This is a genomic window from Bordetella flabilis, from assembly GCF_001676725.1.
Classification (GTDB): domain Bacteria; phylum Pseudomonadota; class Gammaproteobacteria; order Burkholderiales; family Burkholderiaceae_B; genus Bordetella_C; species Bordetella_C flabilis.
This window is the reverse complement of the sequence record NZ_CP016172.1, coordinates 1,781,178-1,801,233: the sequence shown is the minus strand read 5'-3', so window position 1 is coordinate 1,801,233 and position 20,056 is coordinate 1,781,178. Positions and strand designations below refer to the sequence as shown.

Sequence of the window (20,056 nt, the reverse complement as noted above, 5' to 3'; positions counted from 1 at the left end):
GGGGGCGCCTCAAGGCTACCCCAGTGACTTGTCGCCCGGACAGTGTCGACGGCCGGGCGTGTCGTTCCTGACGACATTCGCTCGGGCGATACCCGACCTGGCACGCAGTGACGGATTTATGATCCTGCCATCATGACGAATCCGAGCCCGACGCGCGATCCGATCGCATCCCTCCAGTCACCGGCAAAAAATCCCGCGGCACCCTGTCCTTGCGGAACCGGTTTGCCATACAGCGCATGCTGCGGCCGCTGGCACCATGGTCCCCAGCATCTGCAGGCCCCGACAGCGGAAGCCCTGATGCGCTCTCGATACACCGCCTATGTGCTAGACCTGCTGAACTATGTGCGGGACACCTGGCACCCGCAGACTCGTCCGGCGCAGCTGGAGCCCAACCCAGTGGGCCTGAAATGGCTGGGGTTGGAAGTCAGGCGGCATATCGTCCAGGACGACAAACACGCACAGGTGGAATTCGTTGCGCGGAGCCGGCTGCATGGGCGGGCGCAACGACTGCATGAACTGAGCCGCTTTGTACGCGAAGACGAGCGCTGGCTGTATGTGGATGGCGAAATCCGATAGCGGGAAGACGGCGGAGAAGGCGGCGCGAAATGGCGGCCGCATTTTTCGGCCCGCAAAAGCAAAACCCCGCCGTTTAGCACGGCGGGGTTTTGGGGATAAGAGCCTGACGATGACCTACTTTCACAGACGTCCGTCCACTATCATCGGCGCGAAGGCGTTTCACTGTCCTGTTCGGGATGGGAAGGAGTGGTACCACCTTGCTATGGTCGTCAGGCGTAAAGGGTTGCGCGGCCGCGCCAGGCGCTAGGCCTGGCGCGATGCGCCAATCTGGTCAAAGCACGTCCGAGGCGGCGGGCCGGCAGCGCCTGCCCGTAAGGGGCGGCGGTGCGCGGCACGCGCGTATCGAAGCGAGGAGTATGGGCGGTGTTGCAAGGCAGGCTCCCCTTCGGGGGCGGGCCGGTGCAACACGAGGGATTCGGGGTTGGGACTGCGCGTTATGTGGCACAGTTGGCAAGCATCAGAGGCTGTCAGGACAAGCCGCTTTGCTTTGGATGGGTTGCAACCATCAGGGTTATAGGATCAAGCCGCACGGGCAATTAGTATCGGTTAGCTTAACGCATTACTGCGCTTCCACACCCGACCTATCAACGTCCTGGTCTTGAACGACCCTTCAGGGGGCTCGAGGCCCCGGGATACCTTATCTTCAGACGAGTTTCCCGCTTAGATGCCTTCAGCGGTTATCTCTTCCGTACATAGCTACCCGGCAATGCCATTGGCATGACAACCGGTACACCAGAGGTACGTCCACTCCGGTCCTCTCGTACTAGGAGCAGGCTCCGTCAAGTATCCAACGCCCACGGCAGATAGGGACCAAACTGTCTCACGACGTTTTAAACCCAGCTCACGTACCTCTTTAAATGGCGAACAGCCATACCCTTGGGACCGGCTACAGCCCCAGGATGAGATGAGCCGACATCGAGGTGCCAAACACCGCCGTCGATATGAACTCTTGGGCGGTATCAGCCTGTTATCCCCAGAGTACCTTTTATCCGTTGAGCGATGGCCCTTCCATTCAGAACCACCGGATCACTATGTCCTGCTTTCGCACCTGTTCGACTTGTCAGTCTCACAGTCAAGCACGCTTATGCCATTGCACTATCAGCACGATTTCCGACCGTACCTAGCGTACCTTCGAACTCCTCCGTTACGCTTTGGGAGGAGACCGCCCCAGTCAAACTGCCCACCATGCACTGTCCCCAACCCGGATAACGGGCCAAGGTTAGAACCGCAAACAGACCAGGGTGGTATTTCAAGGTTGGCTCCACCGAATCTGGCGACTCGGTTTCCGCGCCTCCCACCTATCCTACACAGGCCGGTTCACAGTCCAATGCAAAGCTACAGTAAAGGTTCATGGGGTCTTTCCGTCTAGCCGCGGGTAGATTGCATCATCACAAACACTTCAACTTCGCTGAGTCTCGGGAGGAGACAGTGTGGCCATCGTTACGCCATTCGTGCAGGTCGGAACTTACCCGACAAGGAATTTCGCTACCTTAGGACCGTTATAGTTACGGCCGCCGTTTACCGGGGCTTCGATCAAGAGCTTGCACCCCATCACTTAACCTTCCGGCACCGGGCAGGCGTCACACCCTATACGTCGACTTTCGTCTTTGCAGAGTGCTGTGTTTTTAATAAACAGTCGCAGCCACCGATTATCTGCGACCCCATCATGCTCAGCGCGCAGGCGCCTCACACTACCGGGGCATACCTTCTCCCGAAGTTACGGTATCAATTTGCCGAGTTCCTTCTCCCGAGTTCTCTCAAGCGCCTTGGAATATTCATCCCGTCCACCTGTGTCGGTTTGCGGTACGGTCTCGTACAGCTGAAGCTTAGAGGCTTTTCTTGGAACCACTTCCAATCACTTCGCAAGCCATGCTCGCTCGTGCCACACCCTTGAGTCACGCGCCCGGATTTGCCTAAGCGCCCTCTTCAATGCAGCAACAGGGACTTCCAACACCCTGATGATCTTCCGCGATCCGTCCCCCCATCGCACTGTACGACGGTGCTGGAATATTAACCAGCTTCCCATCAGCTACGCATCTCTGCCTCGCCTTAGGGGCCGACTCACCCTGCGCCGATGAACGTTGCGCAGGAAACCTTGGACTTACGGCGAGGGGGCTTTTCACCCCCTTTATCGCTACTCATGTCAGCATTCGCACTTCTGATACCTCCAGCAACCCTTACGAGTCACCTTCACAGGCTTACAGAACGCTCTCCTACCGCGTGTAGTTGCCTACACACCCGCAGCTTCGGTTTACCGCTTAGCCCCGTTACATCTTCCGCGCAGGACGACTCGATCAGTGAGCTATTACGCTTTCTTTAAAGGATGGCTGCTTCTAAGCCAACCTCCTGACTGTCTAAGCCTTCCCACTTCGTTTCCCACTTAGCGGTAATTTGGGACCTTAGCTGGCGGTCTGGGTTGTTTCCCTCTTGAGTCCGGACGTTAGCACCCGGTGCTCTGTCTCCCAAGCTGGACTTGCGGGTATTCGGAGTTTGCCATGGTTTGGTAAGTCGCCATGACCCCCTAGCCATAACAGTGCTCTACCCCCCGCAGTCATACTTGAGGCACTACCTAAATAGTTTTCGGAGAGAACCAGCTATTTCCAGATTTGTTTAGCCTTTCACCCCTATCCACAGCTCATCCCCTAGTTTTTCAACACTAGTGGGTTCGGTCCTCCAGCACGTGTTACCGTGCCTTCAACCTGGCCATGGATAGATCATCTGGTTTCGGGTCTACACCCAGCGACTGAATCGCCCTATTCGGACTCGCTTTCGCTACGCCTTCCCTATCCGGTTAAGCTTGCCACTGAATGTAAGTCGCTGACCCATTATACAAAAGGTACGCCGTCACCCCACAAGGAGGCTCCGACTGTTTGTATGCATACGGTTTCAGGATCTATTTCACTCCCCTTCCGGGGTTCTTTTCGCCTTTCCCTCACGGTACTGGTTCACTATCGGTCGATCACGAGTATTTAGCCTTGGAGGATGGTCCCCCCATCTTCAGACAGGATTTCACGTGTCCCGCCCTACTTCTCTTACGCCTAGTTCCACGCAATGCATTTCGTCTACAGGGCTATCACCTGCTACGGCCGGACTTTCCATTCCGTTCGACTATGCAATGCGCTAAATCGTAAAGGCTGTTCCGATTTCGCTCGCCACTACTTTCGGAATCTCGGTTGATTTCTGTTCCTCGAGTTACTGAGATGTTTCAGTTCACCCGGTTCGCCTCCTGGACCTATGTATTCAGACCAGGATACCGCCTTGCGGCGGTGGGTTTCCCCATTCGGATATCTGCGGATCAATGCTTGTTTGCCAGCTCCCCGCAGCTTTTCGCAGGCTACAACGTCCTTCATCGCCTGTGATCGCCAAGGCATCCACCATATGCACTTAGTCGCTTGATCCTATAACGCTAATGGCTATAAAACCTTCCAAGCAACCGTCTTGCTCTGACATGATACTTGCGTGTTTGTGCCGTCCAATCCTCAATCACTTGAGTTTGAACTAATCATGCAATCACAACCCGTATCCACAACATACCCATATCGTCGCCGATATCAGCATGCTGCCAATACTTCTCGTTGTGCTTCTTCCAGATTGTTAAAGAACGAATACTGCTGTCGAGTCAAAAACCCAACGCTCAATCCACGCCAGGACGCTACCGCCCCTGCATGACACTGACCGTTGAACTCTCAAACGCGGATCCCTCTGTGCGCGCCCCCATCCCCGCTTGCCCGCCCCCGCAGTACCTGCCTGCAGACGCCTAAAGGAAATGGTGGAGGTGAACGGGATCGAACCGATGACATCCTGCTTGCAAAGCAGGCGCTCTCCCAGCTGAGCTACACCCCCGGCAAACCAAGACACCCGCCCCTAAGCGCGCGCGCCTCAATCTCGTGGTGGGTCTGGTTGGATTCGAACCAACGACCCCCGCCTTATCAAGACGGTGCTCTAACCGACTGAGCTACAGACCCAATTCGCATCGGATCCGCGCGTGAACAGTGGCCTCGCGTCCCACAGGCTTGCCGCCCCCAGGACCCTCGCACCAGCGTCACCGATCCAGCCTGACAACAACCGATAAGTGTGGCCGCTTGACGCCCGCGGGCGCTCGCTCTGAAAGGAGGTGATCCAGCCGCACCTTCCGATACGGCTACCTTGTTACGACTTCACCCCAGTCATGAATCCTACCGTGGTAATCGCCCTCCTTGCGGTTAGGCTAACTACTTCTGGTAAAACCCACTCCCATGGTGTGACGGGCGGTGTGTACAAGACCCGGGAACGTATTCACCGCGACATGCTGATCCGCGATTACTAGCGATTCCGACTTCACGCAGTCGAGTTGCAGACTGCGATCCGGACTACGATCGGGTTTCTGGGATTGGCTCCCCCTCGCGGGTTGGCGACCCTCTGTCCCGACCATTGTATGACGTGTGAAGCCCTACCCATAAGGGCCATGAGGACTTGACGTCATCCCCACCTTCCTCCGGTTTGTCACCGGCAGTCTCATTAGAGTGCCCTTTCGTAGCAACTAATGACAAGGGTTGCGCTCGTTGCGGGACTTAACCCAACATCTCACGACACGAGCTGACGACAGCCATGCAGCACCTGTGTTCCGGTTCTCTTGCGAGCACTCCCAAATCTCTTCGGGATTCCAGACATGTCAAGGGTAGGTAAGGTTTTTCGCGTTGCATCGAATTAATCCACATCATCCACCGCTTGTGCGGGTCCCCGTCAATTCCTTTGAGTTTTAATCTTGCGACCGTACTCCCCAGGCGGTCAACTTCACGCGTTAGCTGCGCTACCAAGGCCCGAAGGCCCCAACAGCTAGTTGACATCGTTTAGGGCGTGGACTACCAGGGTATCTAATCCTGTTTGCTCCCCACGCTTTCGTGCATGAGCGTCAGTGTTATCCCAGGGGGCTGCCTTCGCCATCGGTGTTCCTCCACATATCTACGCATTTCACTGCTACACGTGGAATTCCACCCCCCTCTGACACACTCTAGCCCGGTAGTTAAAAATGCAGTTCCAAGGTTAAGCCCTGGGATTTCACATCTTTCTTTCCGAACCGCCTGCGCACGCTTTACGCCCAGTAATTCCGATTAACGCTTGCACCCTACGTATTACCGCGGCTGCTGGCACGTAGTTAGCCGGTGCTTATTCTGCAGGTACCGTCAGTTGCGCCAGGTATTAACCAGCGCCGTTTCTTTCCTGCCAAAAGTGCTTTACAACCCGAAGGCCTTCATCGCACACGCGGGATGGCTGGATCAGGGTTGCCCCCATTGTCCAAAATTCCCCACTGCTGCCTCCCGTAGGAGTCTGGGCCGTGTCTCAGTCCCAGTGTGGCTGGTCGTCCTCTCAAACCAGCTACGGATCGTCGCCTTGGTGAGCCGTTACCCCACCAACTAGCTAATCCGATATCGGCCGCTCCAATAGTGCGAGGTCCGAAGATCCCCCGCTTTCCCCCGTAGGGCGTATGCGGTATTAGCTACGCTTTCGCGTAGTTATCCCCCGCTACTGGGCACGTTCCGATACATTACTCACCCGTTCGCCACTCGCCGCCAGACCGAAGTCCGCGCTGCCGTTCGACTTGCATGTGTAAGGCATCCCGCCAGCGTTCAATCTGAGCCAGGATCAAACTCTTCAGTTCAATCTCTGTTCGTACGAAACTCCAGACCCATCGCTGGACCTGAAAGCTTCGTCTTTCGCTTTGCGCTTTCTCAAAGGAAGTGAGAACCCAGGCAGATCGCTCCGCCTGATTTCCTACTTACTTCAATGAGCACTTGATTTCGTAAGCCCCGCCATCCCGCACGGACGTTTGCACATCCACACAGAACCGGCAGGTACGCCTTCGAACATCAAGCGCCCACACTTATCGGTTGTTTCGTTTTTAAAGAGCAATTCCGCCGTTATCCCGACACCGCCGCAGCCTTTCGGCTTCACCTTTCGGTTTGCGTTTTTTGCTGTGTCAGCAGCAGAGAAACGAGATTATGAAGGCTTTTTTTAGGGCTGTCAAACCGGTCGAAGTCCGCTGCTCGAGTCCCGATCTGCTGATCCGTAGCGCCGCCGCCTTTCGGCCTGCCGCACCACGAATCAACCGGCTCCGCCGCACGATTTCGCTGAACTGCCAGCAACTCCGTTCGACCCGAACCCTCGACTCCAAACAGGCTTCGATCCGCCAGTCCCGCGCTTCCCGATCCCGCCCTCGCCATCCTCGACAATGCGCTTGCCGCCCCGCCCGCCCTGACTGCCGGCGCCCCTTCTTTGAAGAGACTTCGGAAGAATCCCAATCGGCCTGCGGTCACGGCATCCGCTTTATGTCGCGAACGTCGAAGGGGCGAGACTATAGCACATGACGCGGCAGGCGCGCAGCAGCCCGCTCTGACAGTCGACAGGGTTCAACTGGACCTGCCGCCGCCCCTGCATCCTTACGAGCCCGCGCGATTCGCCAGGGTACGTCAGCGCGCGCCTGCGTGCGATGCGCGCGTTTCAGATCGATGTAGGGCCCTACCCCCCACAATGTCATTTGACTGACATACCGCGCCTCGCGGGGCCGCCGTCACGGCGCGCCGCGTACGGTGCCCTTGGAGAACGCGATGAGCACCCCGCATTTGCCTCGAGTTCCTTTGCTGGAGCCCGCGCAGATGAGCCCTGAACAGAAACGCATTCACGACGTAATCGCTTCAGGGCCGCGTGGGCAGGTGCGTGGGCCGCTGGCCGTCTGGCTACACCGCCCCGCCATGGCCGAACGCGCGCAGGCGCTCGGTCAATACTGCCGTTATGAGACCAGCCTGCCGCCCCGCCTGTCTGAATGGGCCATCCTGGTCATGGCGCGCCATTGGCGCTCCGAGTACGAATGGTGGGCCCACAAGCCGCTGGCCCTCAAGGCCGGCGTCAGCGCGCCCATGATCGACGCGCTGCGCGACGGTGAGGCTATCCCTTATAGGCACCCCGACGAGGCGCTGGTTCACGAGTTCCTTACGGTTTTGCACGAGACGCGCCACACCCCCGATGACCTGTACCGACGGGTAGTCCATGTGCTGGGAGAAGCGGGCGTCATCGACCTCGTCAGCATCGCGGGGTACTACACGCTTATCGCCATGACGCTGGGCGTGTTCGATATCCAGCCGCCCGAAGGTACGCGGCCCGAACTCAATGGCGCCTATCAGAAGTAATACGGGCTGCCGCTCTGGTGGCGCTCGAATTCCCGCACGGCCTCGATACGGGCGCGCAATTCGGCGGACGCACCGATGTCACAAAGCTCGGCCTCGCTCATGTAGTGCAAAGGCCGGGGGCCACCTTGCGGCAGGATGCGTTGCCACACGGCCACCCACATCGCAGCGAGGCGGACGACGAGCCGGCCCCGCGTGCGTGCGCGGCCTATAGGCCTGGGCCTGACGGGGCACGCGATAGCGGGTCTGGGGGTGTCCTGGCAGGCGGACGCTTGATCAGGCATGGAAATCTCCAGGTATGCGAGGCGACATGGCGATATGCCGCGCCGAGACGTGAAACGAGCACTGCTGTCACGAGGTGCCTTCGCATCGTTCCGGCGGTCGGGCGACTTTTGTCCGCGCGCGGCCCCCGGCGACTTCCCCCTGATTCCACGCAAGGCGTCGGGCCGGCCGCGTGCTGTGCAGAATATCCAACCACCCTGGGGGAACGGAATCATTTTGTTCCGGCCAATGTGGTCAGCTATGCTTACCAGCATGACCCGCCTTCCACTGAACACCTTGCCGGTATTCCGCACGGTCGCGGAAATGCAGAACCTGCGTGCCGCCGCCGACACCCTGCACCTGACCCATAGCGCCGTCAGCCAGCAGATCCGCCTGCTGGAAACGCGGCTGGGTTACGCCCTGTTCGAGCGCCGGGGCCGCCGCGTGGTGCTCAACGGCGCGGGTGCGGCCTTTTTGCGCAGCGTGCAAGCGGCGTTGGCGGAACTGGAGGCAGGCGTGCAGACTGCTGCCGCGGCGGCAGGAATCACCTCACAGCGCCTGCGGATCAGCGTGCTGCCGTCCTTCGCGCAGCGTTGGCTGCTGCCGCGCATGGCGCGCTGGCGCGCCCGCCATCCGGAGGTGTCGCTGGAGATCGAGACCTCGCAGCACGTCGCGGATCTACAGCGCGAAGGTTTTCAGGCGGCCTTGCGGCAAGGGCATGGCCCGTGGCCAGGCCTGGAGGCCGAACGGCTCTTCGATCTTTCCATGGCGATGATCCTGGTGGCGTGCCCGGCCACGGCCAGCCGGCTCGCGGGCGCCGCCCCGCAGGCATACCTGAACGAGCCCTTGCTGGGAGAAACCGGCTTATGGGAACACTGGTTCACGGCTGCGGGCGTACGGGGCAAGGTGGCGCCGGTCGCGGTCTTCAACGACGCCGGGCTATTGCTGTCGGCCGTGGAGCACGGGTTGGGCCTCGCCGTAGTCCGCGAACTGCTGGCCGCAGACGCGCTGGAAGAAGGCCGGCTGGTCAAGCTGTCGCCCATCACAGTGGAATACGACAGCGCGCGGGCCTACCATCTGGTCTACCCGCCGGCCCTGCGCGACTGGCCGCCGCTGGCCGCATTGCGGGCATGGATACGGGAAGAACTGGAGCGTTCCCGCGCGGCCCTGCGGCAATAGGCACTGATACCGGCCGCAACGCGCTTTGCCTGCGCAACTAAGCGGCATCCAGCTCCGGATAGTGGCGGAAAATGCCATCGCCGTACGGCAGTCGCCGTGGGCTGGACAGGTAATCCTGCAGCTCCGGCAACGCCGCCACGCGCTCGTACAGGCGCATGACCTTCGGATACTGGCCAGCCAGCGTGGCCATGCGCTTGGGAAAGGCGTAACGCAGTCCATCGATCAACTGGAACAGCGACAGGTCGGCGTAGGTCCACTTTTCCCCGCCTGCTACCCACAGACCTTCGTGCACCAGCACGCGTTCGAACCACGCCATGAACTTCGGAATACGCTCTTCGCGGAAATGCCCGGCCCGGCGCGCCGCTTCCTTTTTCTGGTCCTCGTAGTACAGGCTGTTGGAAATGGGATGGTGCACGTCGTGGGCCTCGGCCACGAGGTCCGCGATGGTGAGCTGCACCTGGTGCACCCACAGGCGTCCCGCCAGGTCCTTGGGCGCCAGACCGTGTTTCTCGCCGAGGAAAAGCAGGATGTTGGCAACCTGCGCGACCGCGACGCCCTCGCCCACCAGATAAGGCGGCGCAAACGGCGGATGCTGATCGCGGGTCTTCATATCGCGGACCATGGCTTCATCGCCGCCGGGTTCCCGCGCACGATCGCGATAAGGGATGGCGGCCGCTTCCAGCGCCAACCGGACGAATTCGCCACGGCCGGGAATGCCGTCCCAATACCAAAGGTCGTAAGTCATCATCGCGTCTCCGACATCCAAAACCCGAAAGGCCACGCCTAGCAAACCCTGTACCTGTCCCCTGGGCAGGGGCGCGACCGGCGAGCGGATCGACTGCACGGCTATGCGGCCTTGCCGCCGGAAAATGAAGATTTCGATGAACCACGCAACGATACCGGCGTTCGTTGGCGATGCGGCCCCGTCGCCCACCGGACGACGCGGCCGCGCCGCATAATTTGTTGCAGTGGCCCGGCGAGCTGCGCGGTATGCTGCGGCCTTCCCGACCTAGCCCTGGCCCGATGCGTTTGCCTCTCTCCCGCCCGTCCGCCGCCGCGCGCCGGCTGTTCCAGCCCCTATTCCTTTCCATCGCCACCCGTCTGCTTCTATCCGTGCTCCTGGTGCTCGGAGCGGCGCTGTCCCATGCCCAAACACCGACGCCGCAGCAAGAAGTCGAAAAGCAGTTGGACAGCGCGCGCAAGGACATGGAAGCGCTGCGCAAGAACCTGCCCGAGCAGTCCGACGACGCTGAGCTGCTGCGGCGGCGCGCCGCCGCGCTGGATATTCAATCCAAGGCCGACGCCATCGCGGACAAGCTGACGCCCATTCTCGCTTCGGTTCAGGCGCGCCTGACCGAACTGGGCCCGGCCACGGCCAACGTCAAGGAAGCCCACGACGTCGCGACGCAACGCGCCGACCTGGAGAAATCCCGCACCAACCTGGATGCGCAGATCAAGCTGGCACGACTCTTGTCGGTGGAAGGCGGGCAGACCGCCGAACAGGTGTCCACCATACGACGCGCGCAGTTCCAGGCCCGCTTGGGCGAACGCCGGCCTTCCATACTGGGCACACCCTTCTGGTCGGAATTCCGCAATGATCTGCCACGCGACCTGGACCGCTTCGGCAGCCTGCGCGACGAACTGGGCGCGGCCCTCGGCGGTACCCCGGGTTGGGTCTGGTTCAGCCTGGCGGTCGGCATTGCGATCGTGGTGGGCCTATGGGCGGCCATCAGCCGCGTCCTCCTGCGGGTTACGGCGGCGCGCGTGCCGGCCGGACGCCTGCGGCGGTCCTTCCATGCCCTGACGCTGGTGTTGCTCGCCACGTTGGGGCCGGGTCTGATCAGTCAGCTGATCTTCATCGGCCTGGACTGGGAGGGGCAATTGCCCGACGACACCCAGGCGCTGGTGGCGGGCCTGGCCGGCATCGTCTGCCTGGGCGGCTATGTGTCCGGCCTGGGCATGGCGCTGCTGTCGCCCTCGCGCCCTTCCTGGCGCCTGCCCGAGATCCCGGACGCCATCGCCCAGAAGCTGCGCTGGTTCCCGCTCGCGCTGGGCCCGCTCATCGTGCTGGTATGGCTGCTGGAGCGCTTGCCCGTCTTGCTCAACGCCAGCCTGAATACCACCATCGCGCTGAACAGCCTGGTCGCATTCCTGCTGCTCTTTTTCGTGGCGGCGGGCCTGGTGCACATGGAGCGCGCCCGCCGAGAGGCCTTGCGCGATCCCGAAAGCGGCCGCTCGCCGCCGCGGCCCTTATGGCTGGTCATCGCCGTAGGCGTCGTGTGGATCGTGCTGGCCACCGCCCTGCTCGGCGTGCTGGTCGGCTACGTCGCCTTCGGCAATTTCGCCGCCAAGCAGATCGTGTGGGCCTTGATCGTGTTGAACTCGGCCTACCTGCTCAACGTGCTGGTCGACGACTTCTTCACGACAGTACTCGGCGTATCGAAGCGTGACGCCGAAACCTACGAACGCGCGCACGAACCGCGCCTGCGTGACCAGGCCGCCGTGCTGCTATCCGGCATGGCCCGCATCTTTATCGTCCTGATGGCGTGCGTGACGGTGCTTGGCCAGTTCGCGGAAGGGCCGATGGAACTGCTGCAGCGCGCCGATCAACTGCGCAACGGCTTGAGCCTGGGGGAAGTCCAACTGCGGCCCGCCGCGCTGATCCAGGCGGCTCTGGTGCTGGCGGCCGGCCTGCTGGGCACCCGCATCCTGAAGCGCTGGCTGATCAACCGCTACCTGCCGACCACGACACTGGATCCGGGCATGCAGACTTCGGCCACGACGCTGTTCGGCTATATCGGCGTCGTGGTCGTGGTGGCGCTGGCGCTGTCGGCGCTGGGCATCGGGCTCGAGCGTGTAGCCTGGGTCGCCAGTGCCCTGTCGGTCGGTATCGGCTTCGGGCTGCAAGCAGTGGTGCAGAACTTCGTGTCGGGCCTGATCCTGCTGGCCGAGCGCCCCGTCAAAGTGGGGGACTGGGTGTCGCTGGGCGGCATCGAAGGCGATATCCGGCGCATCAACGTGCGGGCCACGGAGATCCAGATGGGCGACCGGTCCACGGTGATCGTGCCGAACTCCGAGTTCATTACCAAGACCGTGCGCAATGTGACGCACGCCAATCCCCTGGGCCTGGTGCAGATCAAGCTGCCGCTGCCCCTGGCGGCGGACGCGGCCAAGGCCCGCGAGGTCATCCTGGCGGCCTTCACGGAGCACGCGGACATCCTGGAAACTCCCGCCCCCAATGTTTTCCTGGATGGCATCGACAACGGCAACCTGATGTTCAACGCCCAAGGTTATGTGGGCTCGCCGCGCCAGTCGTATGGAACGCGCAGCGCGCTGCTGTTCGAGATCCTGAGGCGGCTCACCGAGGCGGGCATCGGCCTGGGCAAGCCGCCGACGATGCTGGTGAGCGCACCCGCACTCCTGCCAGGCGCCGCAGCGCAACCTGCGCATCCCGAGGGGCCGGACGCCCCCGCCGGACCCGCGCGCGCCGAAGCTCCCGGCGACTGATATTTCAGAACGGCCAGAATCCGCCGTCCAGGTCGTCCTTGCAGCCGGCGTATTGCTGGCGAAACCGATCGGCACGTGCCTGTACCTTGCGCGCCACGCCGGTCAGCCACGGCTTGCGGTTGTAGCTCTTGGCCCGGTATCCGCTCCAGCCCTCGTGGTAGTTCAGGTACTGGCCATACGCGTCCCACTTGGAAACGCCGTTCATCTTCTGCGACTTGTCCATGTACCAGCCGATGAAGTCCATCGCATCGTCGAAATCGTCGCGGCTGGCGACCCAGCGGTGGTTCTCGCGCAGGTAATCGTCCCAGGTTTCGTCCTTGATCTGCGCATAGCCGTAGGCCGAACTGATACGCCCCCACGGGATGAAACCCAGCAGGTAGTCGCGCGGCGGCTTGGCGTCATAGCGGAAGCTGGACTCCTGGTACAGGATGGCCATCGGAACCTGCACCGGGACGCCCCATTTCTTCTGCGCATCCAAGGCAGCCTCGTACCAGCTCTCTTTCTCGCGGAAGATTGCGCAGATGTCGTCGGGGTTGCGCGGCGGCGACGTCGCGCAGCCGACCAGGGACAGCAGACACAACGAAGCGGTGGCCAGGACGGCGGCGGCGCGGCGCGTCACCCAGGCAGGAACAAGGAACGGTGCTTCAGGAAACACGGACAAGCAGCTTCCCGAAGTTGGCGCCTTTCAGCAAACCCATGAACGCCCGCGGCGCGTTCTCCAGGCCATCGACGATATCTTCGCGATAGCTGATGCGGCCGCTTGCGACGGCTGCCCCCACTTCCTGCAGGAAATCCGGGAAGTGCTGCGCGAATTCAAAATTGATGAAGCCACGCAAGGTCAGGCTGCGGGACAGGACCTCCCGCATGGTGGCCGGTAACCGATCCGGCCCGTCCTTGCCGGACGCGCCATCGTCGTATTGCGCAATCAGGCCGCACACCGGTACGCGGGCATATTTGTTCAGCAGGGGCAGCACCGCCTGCCACACCGCACCGCCCACATTCTCGAAGTAGACATCGACGCCATCCGGACAGGCGGCCGCCAATCGGGCCGGGAAATCCGCCGCGCGGTGGTCCACCACGGCATCGAAGCCAAGTTCATCCCTGACGTAGGCACACTTGTCCGCGCCCCCCGCGATGCCGACCGCCCGTGCGCCCTGGATCTGGGCCAGCTGCCCGACCAGCGAGCCGACCGGACCGCTGGCGGCGGCCACGACCACCGTCTCGCCGGCCTTGGGCTTGCCGATGAAACGCAGGCCGCTATACGCGGTGAAGCCGGGCATCCCCAGCACGCCCAGGCCGGTAGTGATAGGCGCAAGGGCCGGGTCCAGCTTGCGCAGGCCGGCGGCGGGCAGTGTCGCGTGCGTCCGCCAGCCAGTGCGCGCCAGCAGGATATCGCCCACGGCATAGGCCGGATGCCGCGAGGCGGTCACTTGCGCGACCGCCTCGCCTTCCATGGGCTGGCCCAGCGGCACGGGCGGCGCGTACGACTTGCGGTCGTCCATCCTGCCACGCATGTACGGATCCAGTGACAGGTAGCGGACCTGCAACTGCACTTCGCCCTCCGCGGGCTCGGCCACCGGTGCGGATTCCAGGCGGAAGTCGGTTTCGCGCACCGGGCCGTTCGGGCGTGCGGCTAGGACGATCTGGGTGCAGGACGAAACGGACATGGCATATACCTCCAGAAGGCGGGCGACCCGGCGCCGGGCCGGTCTGCCCGAAACGGAACCGGTCGGAACCCCGGTATTAGACACCCAGACCGTCGGGGGTCCCCGCTGACGCGGTGCACAACGGAGATGGTGGGAAGGCGCCGGGGCAACACGGCGTATGTAACTCTTATATAAGATATAAGACCCCTTGCCGCCTGGCGCTGGCACAACTACAATTCCGCCGACGTCTCCCCCAAACCCCCACGAACACGGGCAATCCATGCTAGCTACTTATCGTCAACACGTCGCCGAGCGCGCGGCTTTGGGCATTCCTGCGCTTCCCTTGTCGGCCCAGCAGACCGCCGAGCTGATCGAATTGCTGAAGGCGCCGCCGGCCGGTGAAGAAGCCTTCCTGCTGGAACTGATCACGCATCGCGTACCCGCCGGCGTCGACGACGCCGCCAAGGTGAAGGCCTCCTATCTGGCCGCCGTGGCGCTGGGCAAGGAATCGTGTCCCTTGATCAGCCGCGAGAAGGCAACGGAGCTGCTGGGTACCATGCTGGGCGGCTACAACATCGGCGCGCTGATCGAACTGCTGGACGACCCCGTGGTCGGCACCATTGCCGCAAGCGGCCTGAAGACGACGCTGCTGATGTTCGACGCCTTCCACGACGTCAAGGAAAAAGCGGACAAGGGTAACGCCAACGCGAAAGGCGTGCTGCAAAGCTGGGCCGACGCCGAATGGTTCACCACGCGCCCCGTGGTGCCGGAAAGCCTGACGCTGACCGTCTTCAAGGTCACCGGGGAAACCAATACGGACGACCTGTCGCCCGCCCCGGACGCATGGAGCCGCCCCGACATCCCCTTGCACGCCCTGGCCATGCTGAAGAACGCGCGGCCCGGCATCGAGCCGGACGAGCCCGGCAAGTTCGGACCGTTGAAGCTGTTGAACACGCTCAAGGAAAAAGGCAACCTCATCGCCTACGTCGGCGATGTGGTCGGCACCGGTTCCTCCCGCAAATCCGCGACCAACTCGGTGCTGTGGTTCACGGGCCAGGACATTCCCTACGTCCCGAACAAGCGCTTCGGCGGTGTCTGCCTGGGCGGCAAGATTGCCCCGATCTTCTACAACACCATGGAAGACGCGGGCGCCCTGCCGATCGAGCTGGACGTCTCGCAGATGAACATGGGCGACGTGATCGAGCTGCGTCCGTATGAAGGCAAGGCGCTGAAGGACGGCAAGGTAATCGCCGAATTCCAGGTCAAGTCGGAAGTACTGTTCGACGAGGTCCGTGCGGGCGGCCGCATCCCGCTGATCATCGGTCGGGGCCTGACGGCGAAGGCGCGCGAAGCGCTGGGTCTGCCGCCCTCCACCCTGTTCCGCCTGCCGGTAAGCCCGGCCGACACCGGCAAGGGCTACACGCTGGCGCAGAAGATGGTCGGCCGCGCCTGCGGCCTGCCGGAAGGCAAGGGCGTGCGCGCCGGCACGTATTGCGAACCGCGCATGACTTCCGTGGGCAGCCAGGATACGACCGGCACCATGACGCGCGACGAACTGAAGGACCTGGCCTGCCTGGGCTTTTCGGCGGATCTCGTCATGCAGTCGTTCTGCCACACGGCTGCGTATCCCAAGCCCGTGGACGTCAAGACCCACCATACCTTGCCGCAATTCATGAGCACGCGCGGCGGGATTTCGCTCAAGCCGGGCGACGGGGTCATCCACTCGTGGCTGAACCGCATGCTGCTGCCTGACACCGTCGGTACCGGCGGCGACTCGCACACGCGTTTCCCCATCGGCATTTCCTTCCCCGCCGGCTCCGGCCTGGTGGCCTTTGCAGCCGCCACGGGCGTCATGCCGCTGGACATGCCGGAGTCGGTGCTGGTGCGGTTCAAGGGCCAGATGCAGCCGGGCGTCACCTTGCGCGACCTGGTCAACGCAATCCCGCTCTACGCGATCAAGCAGGGCTTGCTGACGGTCGAAAAGCAGAACAAGAAAAACGTGTTCTCCGGCCGCATCCTGGAAATCGAGGGCCTGCCCGACCTGAAGTGCGAACAGGCTTTCGAGCTGTCCGACGCGTCCGCCGAACGCTCGGCCGCCGGCTGCACGGTGCGCCTGAACAAGGAGCCGATCATCGAGTACATCAACAGCAACATCGTCATGCTGAAGTGGCTGATCGCCAATGGCTACGAAGATGAACGCTCGATCCGTCGCCGCATCCAGGCCATGGAAGCGTGGCTGGCCAACCCGCAGTTGCTGGAACCCGACGCCGATGCGGAATACGCGGCCGTCATCGAAATCGACCTCGCCGAAATCAACGAGCCCATCGTGGCCTGCCCCAACGATCCGGACGACGTGAAGACCCTGTCCGACGTGGCCGGCGCCAAGATCGACGAAGTGTTCATCGGCAGCTGCATGACCAATATCGGCCACTTCCGCGCGGCATCCAAGCTGCTCGAAGGCAAGCGCGATATCCCGGTCAAGCTGTGGGTGGCGCCGCCGACCAAGATGGACGCCCGCCAGTTGACCGAGGAAGGCCATTACGGCGTATTCGGCAGCGCCGGCGCGCGTACCGAGATGCCGGGCTGCTCGCTGTGCATGGGCAACCAGGCGCAGGTGCGCGAAGGCGCGACCGTCATGTCGACCAGCACGCGCAATTTCCCCAATCGCCTGGGCAAGAACACCAACGTGTATCTGGGCTCGGCCGAATTGGCGGCGATCTGCTCAAAGTTGGGACGCATCCCGACCAAGGCCGAATACATGGCCGATATGGGCGTGGTGAATCAGAACGGCGACAAGATCTACCAGTACCTGAACTTCGACAAGATCGAAGACTACAAGGACGTCGCCGACGTCGTGGAAGTCTGAGCGATTCAGACTGTTCCACGTGATGCAACGGTCCGGTGCGCGCACCGGACCGTTGTTTTTTTATCGCTCCATTCCGCTCTGGGGCTGCCTTCCCGGGGCCGTCCCGCCGGCATGCAGTGCCGCCACATGCCGGCGCCTCCCCGTCGCTGACCCACGCATGCAGTCGGGGGCCCTCATCCAGCGCCGCATGCGGGCCGCGATCCATGGATCGCCGGCTTCGTGAGGCTGCGCACAGTCGCGAAGGTCGAGCGGCGCCCCGCCGCACGCTGACTTCCTCTTCCCTTTTCCGTTCCTGATCCCGGTACGTCCGTAGCCTGCCAGGCATGGCCGGGCCATGCCGGTTGCACGAGACCAAATATGCAATGATAATGCGAATGGTTTTCATTAGTTATAACAAAATACCCATTCGCTTCAACATCTGCTTCGCCATCACGTTTTGCGCTCGCAGTAGCCCGAACATCGCTTACCGCGTCCCAGCCTCCCCAAGGAACCAAGACATGCCTCGCACGCCCAGCCTTCGGCCCGGCTCACTCAGGAACCCCTTTGCGTCCCGCCACTGCCCGGTGCCCGCAATACCGAAGGCCGGCTCGCTCGCCCTACGCCTGGCCATGGCCGGGCTGGCCGGGGGCGCGGCACTCCCTATCGCCGGATGGGCGCAGTCGATCGCGCCGCCCTCATCGGCCAGCCCATCATCGGTGCCGCCTGCATCGGTCGCTCCGTCGTCCGCCACGCAGGCCGCGGCTGCGCCGACCGGCCAGTCCGGGGCCCAGCCCGGCGTCACCACCATGGATACGGTCTCGGTAACGGGCTCGGTCCAGACCGGCGGCGACGTGCTGCCGCCCACCTATGCGGGTGGCCAGGTCGCCAAGGGCGCACGCCTGGGCGTACTCGGCGAGCAGGATGCCGCCGATGTGCCCTTCAGCGTGACGAGCTTTACCTCGCAATTTGTGGAAGACCAGCAGGCCCGCACGCTCGGGGATGTGCTGCGCAATGATCCGTCCGTGCAAGTGACACGCGGCTTTGGCAACGACTCCCAGTTGTTCGTGATTCGCGGCTTCCAGCTGGTCGGCGACGACATCTCGTATGGCGGCTTGTTCGGCGTCATGCCCCGGCAGATCATCTCGCCCCAGGGCGCCGAGCGCATCGAAATCTTCAAGGGTCCCAGCGCCTTCCTGAACGGCGTGCCGGCCACGGGGTCCGGCGTGGGCGGAATGGTCAATATCGAGCCCAAGCGCGCGGGCGACGATCCCCTGACCCGCCTGTCCGTGGACTATGGCACTTCGTCCCAACGCGGCGCGACCGCCGATATCGGGCGTCGCTGGGGTGCCAGCAATCAGTTCGGAATACGGGTGAACGCGTTGCAGCGCGAGGGCGACACCGGAATCGACGGGGAGAGCAGCCGCATGACATTCGGTTCGCTGGGCCTGGACTACCGCGGCGACCGCTTTCGCGCCTCGCTCGATGTGGGGTATCAGAAGCAGCGCAACGGTGACAGCCGGCCCATGGTGCAGGTCCTGGGCGACGATGTCCCGAGTCCACCCTCGGCGCGCCGCAACTACGCGCAGCCGTGGACCTATTCGATGACGGAAAACACCTTCGGCATGGTCCGCGCCGAATACGACCTGACGGATCGCTGGACGGCCTACGCGGCCATCGGCGGCAATCATGCGCGTGAAGACGGCTCATACTCTTCGCTGACCGTGAACGGCGACGGCACAGGCACCGCCAGTCGCCTGGACGTGCCTTACGAATCCGACACCTACGGCATGATGGCCGGCGTGCGCGGCAAATTCGACACCGGGCCTCTTACACATTCGGTGAACGCGGCATTCTCCAGCGTTTACCTGAAGAAACGCTCGGCGTTCACCTTCGGCTCCTCTTTTGCGACCCGCCTGGAGGACACGCCGCACGTGCCCTCGCCGCCGACGATATTGAGCGCGGGCGACATGGATGATCCAGGCGTCACCGGCCGCAACCGCATGACAGGCGTGTCGCTGTCCGACACGGTGTCCTTCCTGGACGACCGCGTCTTCCTGACCGCGGGCGTGCGGCACCAGAAACTGCGGGTGACCAACTACGCCTATACCGGCGAGGTGGACAGCCAATACGATGATACGGCCACGTCGCCGATCTACGGACTGGTGGTGAAACCCTGGCAGCACGTCTCGCTCTACGCCAACCACATCGAAGGCCTGCAGCCCGGGCCCACGGCGCCGTCGACCGCGCTGAACGCGAACACCAGCTTCGCGCCCTCCAAGTCCAAGCAGAACGAAGTAGGCGTGAAGCTGGACATGGGCGACTATGGCGCCAGCCTGGCCTTGTTCGAGATCAAGCAGCCCACCGGCGTGACGGATCCCGCCACGCGGATTTTTTCGGTCGCCGGCGAGCAGCGCAATCGCGGCGTCGAGCTGAATATCTATGGCGAGCCGGTGCGCGGCGTGCGCGTCATCGGGGGGATATCCGTGATCGACGCCAAACTGCGCGACACGCAGGACCCCGAGACCGAAGGCAATAAGGCTTTCGGCGTACCCGACTACACCGCTGTCCTCAACACCGAATGGGATCTGCCGTGGGTCCAGGGACTGACCCTGCAGGGCCGCGTCACCCGCGCCGGGTCGCAATACCTGGATGCCCAGAACACCCAGAAGGTCAAACCGTGGACCACGCTCGACCTGGGCGTGCGCTACGCCATGAAGGTCGAAAAGCACGACGTGGTGTGGCGGCTGGGCGTGGACAACGTCACCAACAAGCGCTACTGGACCTCGGCATACGGTGGATATCTGATCCAGGGCGATCCGCGCACGGTCAAGCTGTCGGTCGCCATGGATTTCTAGCCCGGGCTGCGGCGCCATACGGCTCGC

At 62.6% G+C, this 20,056-nt stretch carries 10 protein-coding genes, 2 tRNA genes and 3 rRNA genes; 6 read left to right on the top strand and 9 right to left on the bottom strand.

The features are described from left to right. Window positions 1-132: 132 nt before the first annotated feature. Complete coding sequence (locus BAU07_RS07890) at window positions 133-576, top strand: YchJ family protein (protein ID WP_084025491.1); 444 nt, start codon at window positions 133-135, stop codon at window positions 574-576. Between the two features lie 101 nt (window positions 577-677). On the opposite strand, the gene rrf is transcribed toward BAU07_RS07890, so the two are convergent. The 5 genes from rrf to BAU07_RS07865 all read right to left on the bottom strand — a co-directional run bounded on the left by rrf (window position 678) and on the right by BAU07_RS07865 (window position 6,214). Continuing rightward, a 5S ribosomal RNA gene (gene rrf / locus BAU07_RS07885) occupies window positions 678-790 on the bottom strand. Between the two features lie 301 nt (window positions 791-1,091). Next, window positions 1,092-3,974 (bottom strand): 23S ribosomal RNA (locus BAU07_RS07880). 369 nt (window positions 3,975-4,343) lie between these two features. Further along, a tRNA-Ala gene (locus BAU07_RS07875) sits at window positions 4,344-4,419 on the bottom strand. A 45-nt stretch (window positions 4,420-4,464) separates the two neighbouring features. Further along, a tRNA-Ile gene (locus BAU07_RS07870) sits at window positions 4,465-4,541 on the bottom strand. Between the two features lie 142 nt (window positions 4,542-4,683). After that, window positions 4,684-6,214: ribosomal RNA gene (locus BAU07_RS07865) — 16S ribosomal RNA — on the bottom strand. The 16S, 23S and 5S rRNA genes sit together here with 2 tRNA genes alongside, the layout of an rRNA operon. Window positions 6,215-7,160: 946 nt before the next feature. Between BAU07_RS07865 and BAU07_RS07860 the strand changes: the two genes are divergently transcribed. Next, the gene (locus BAU07_RS07860; protein WP_232338265.1) at window positions 7,161-7,739 is read left to right on the top strand and encodes a carboxymuconolactone decarboxylase family protein; all 579 of its coding nucleotides are present in this window, start codon (window positions 7,161-7,163) and stop codon (window positions 7,737-7,739) included. Here the strand turns inward: BAU07_RS07860 and BAU07_RS27110 are convergent. Continuing rightward, window positions 7,730-7,888, bottom strand: coding sequence for a hypothetical protein (locus BAU07_RS27110; RefSeq protein ID WP_157122109.1), 159 nt, complete (start codon window positions 7,886-7,888; stop codon window positions 7,730-7,732). The two genes, BAU07_RS07860 and BAU07_RS27110, sit on opposite strands and share 10 nt — an antisense overlap. Before the next feature lie 370 nt (window positions 7,889-8,258). Here BAU07_RS27110 and BAU07_RS07850 point away from each other — a divergent pair, with 370 nt between their 5' ends. Continuing rightward, on the top strand, window positions 8,259-9,176 hold the full coding sequence (locus BAU07_RS07850; RefSeq protein WP_066655671.1) for a LysR substrate-binding domain-containing protein: 918 nt from the start codon (window positions 8,259-8,261) through the stop codon (window positions 9,174-9,176). 37 nt (window positions 9,177-9,213) lie between these two features. Here BAU07_RS07850 and BAU07_RS07845 read toward each other — a convergent pair whose 3' ends face one another. Beyond that, window positions 9,214-9,921 (bottom strand): glutathione S-transferase, encoded by a 708-nt coding sequence (locus BAU07_RS07845; protein ID WP_066665039.1) that lies wholly within the window; start codon window positions 9,919-9,921, stop codon window positions 9,214-9,216. Window positions 9,922-10,199: 278 nt separating this feature from the next. On the opposite strand from BAU07_RS07845, the gene BAU07_RS07840 reads away from it, so the two are divergent. After that, window positions 10,200-12,683: a DUF3772 domain-containing protein gene (locus BAU07_RS07840; protein ID WP_066655669.1), complete on the top strand. Its 2,484-nt coding sequence runs from the start codon at window positions 10,200-10,202 to the stop codon at window positions 12,681-12,683. Between the two features lie 4 nt (window positions 12,684-12,687). Here BAU07_RS07840 and BAU07_RS07835 read toward each other — a convergent pair whose 3' ends face one another. Together BAU07_RS07835 and BAU07_RS07830 are read right to left on the bottom strand one after the other, a co-directional pair. Then, complete coding sequence (locus BAU07_RS07835; RefSeq protein ID WP_066665037.1) at window positions 12,688-13,278, bottom strand: transglycosylase SLT domain-containing protein; 591 nt, start codon at window positions 13,276-13,278, stop codon at window positions 12,688-12,690. A 49-nt stretch (window positions 13,279-13,327) separates the two neighbouring features. Continuing rightward, window positions 13,328-14,350, bottom strand: coding sequence for an NADP-dependent oxidoreductase (locus BAU07_RS07830; protein ID WP_066655666.1), 1,023 nt, complete (start codon window positions 14,348-14,350; stop codon window positions 13,328-13,330). A gap of 259 nt (window positions 14,351-14,609) precedes the next feature. Here BAU07_RS07830 and acnB point away from each other — a divergent pair, with 259 nt between their 5' ends. Continuing rightward, window positions 14,610-17,195, top strand: a complete 2,586-nt coding sequence (acnB, locus tag BAU07_RS07825; protein WP_066655661.1) for a bifunctional aconitate hydratase 2/2-methylisocitrate dehydratase — start codon at window positions 14,610-14,612, stop codon at window positions 17,193-17,195. Window positions 17,196-17,692: 497 nt separating this feature from the next. Beyond that, window positions 17,693-20,029 (top strand): TonB-dependent receptor, encoded by a 2,337-nt coding sequence (locus BAU07_RS07820; RefSeq protein WP_232338264.1) that lies wholly within the window; start codon window positions 17,693-17,695, stop codon window positions 20,027-20,029. Window positions 20,030-20,056 lie beyond the last annotated feature (27 nt).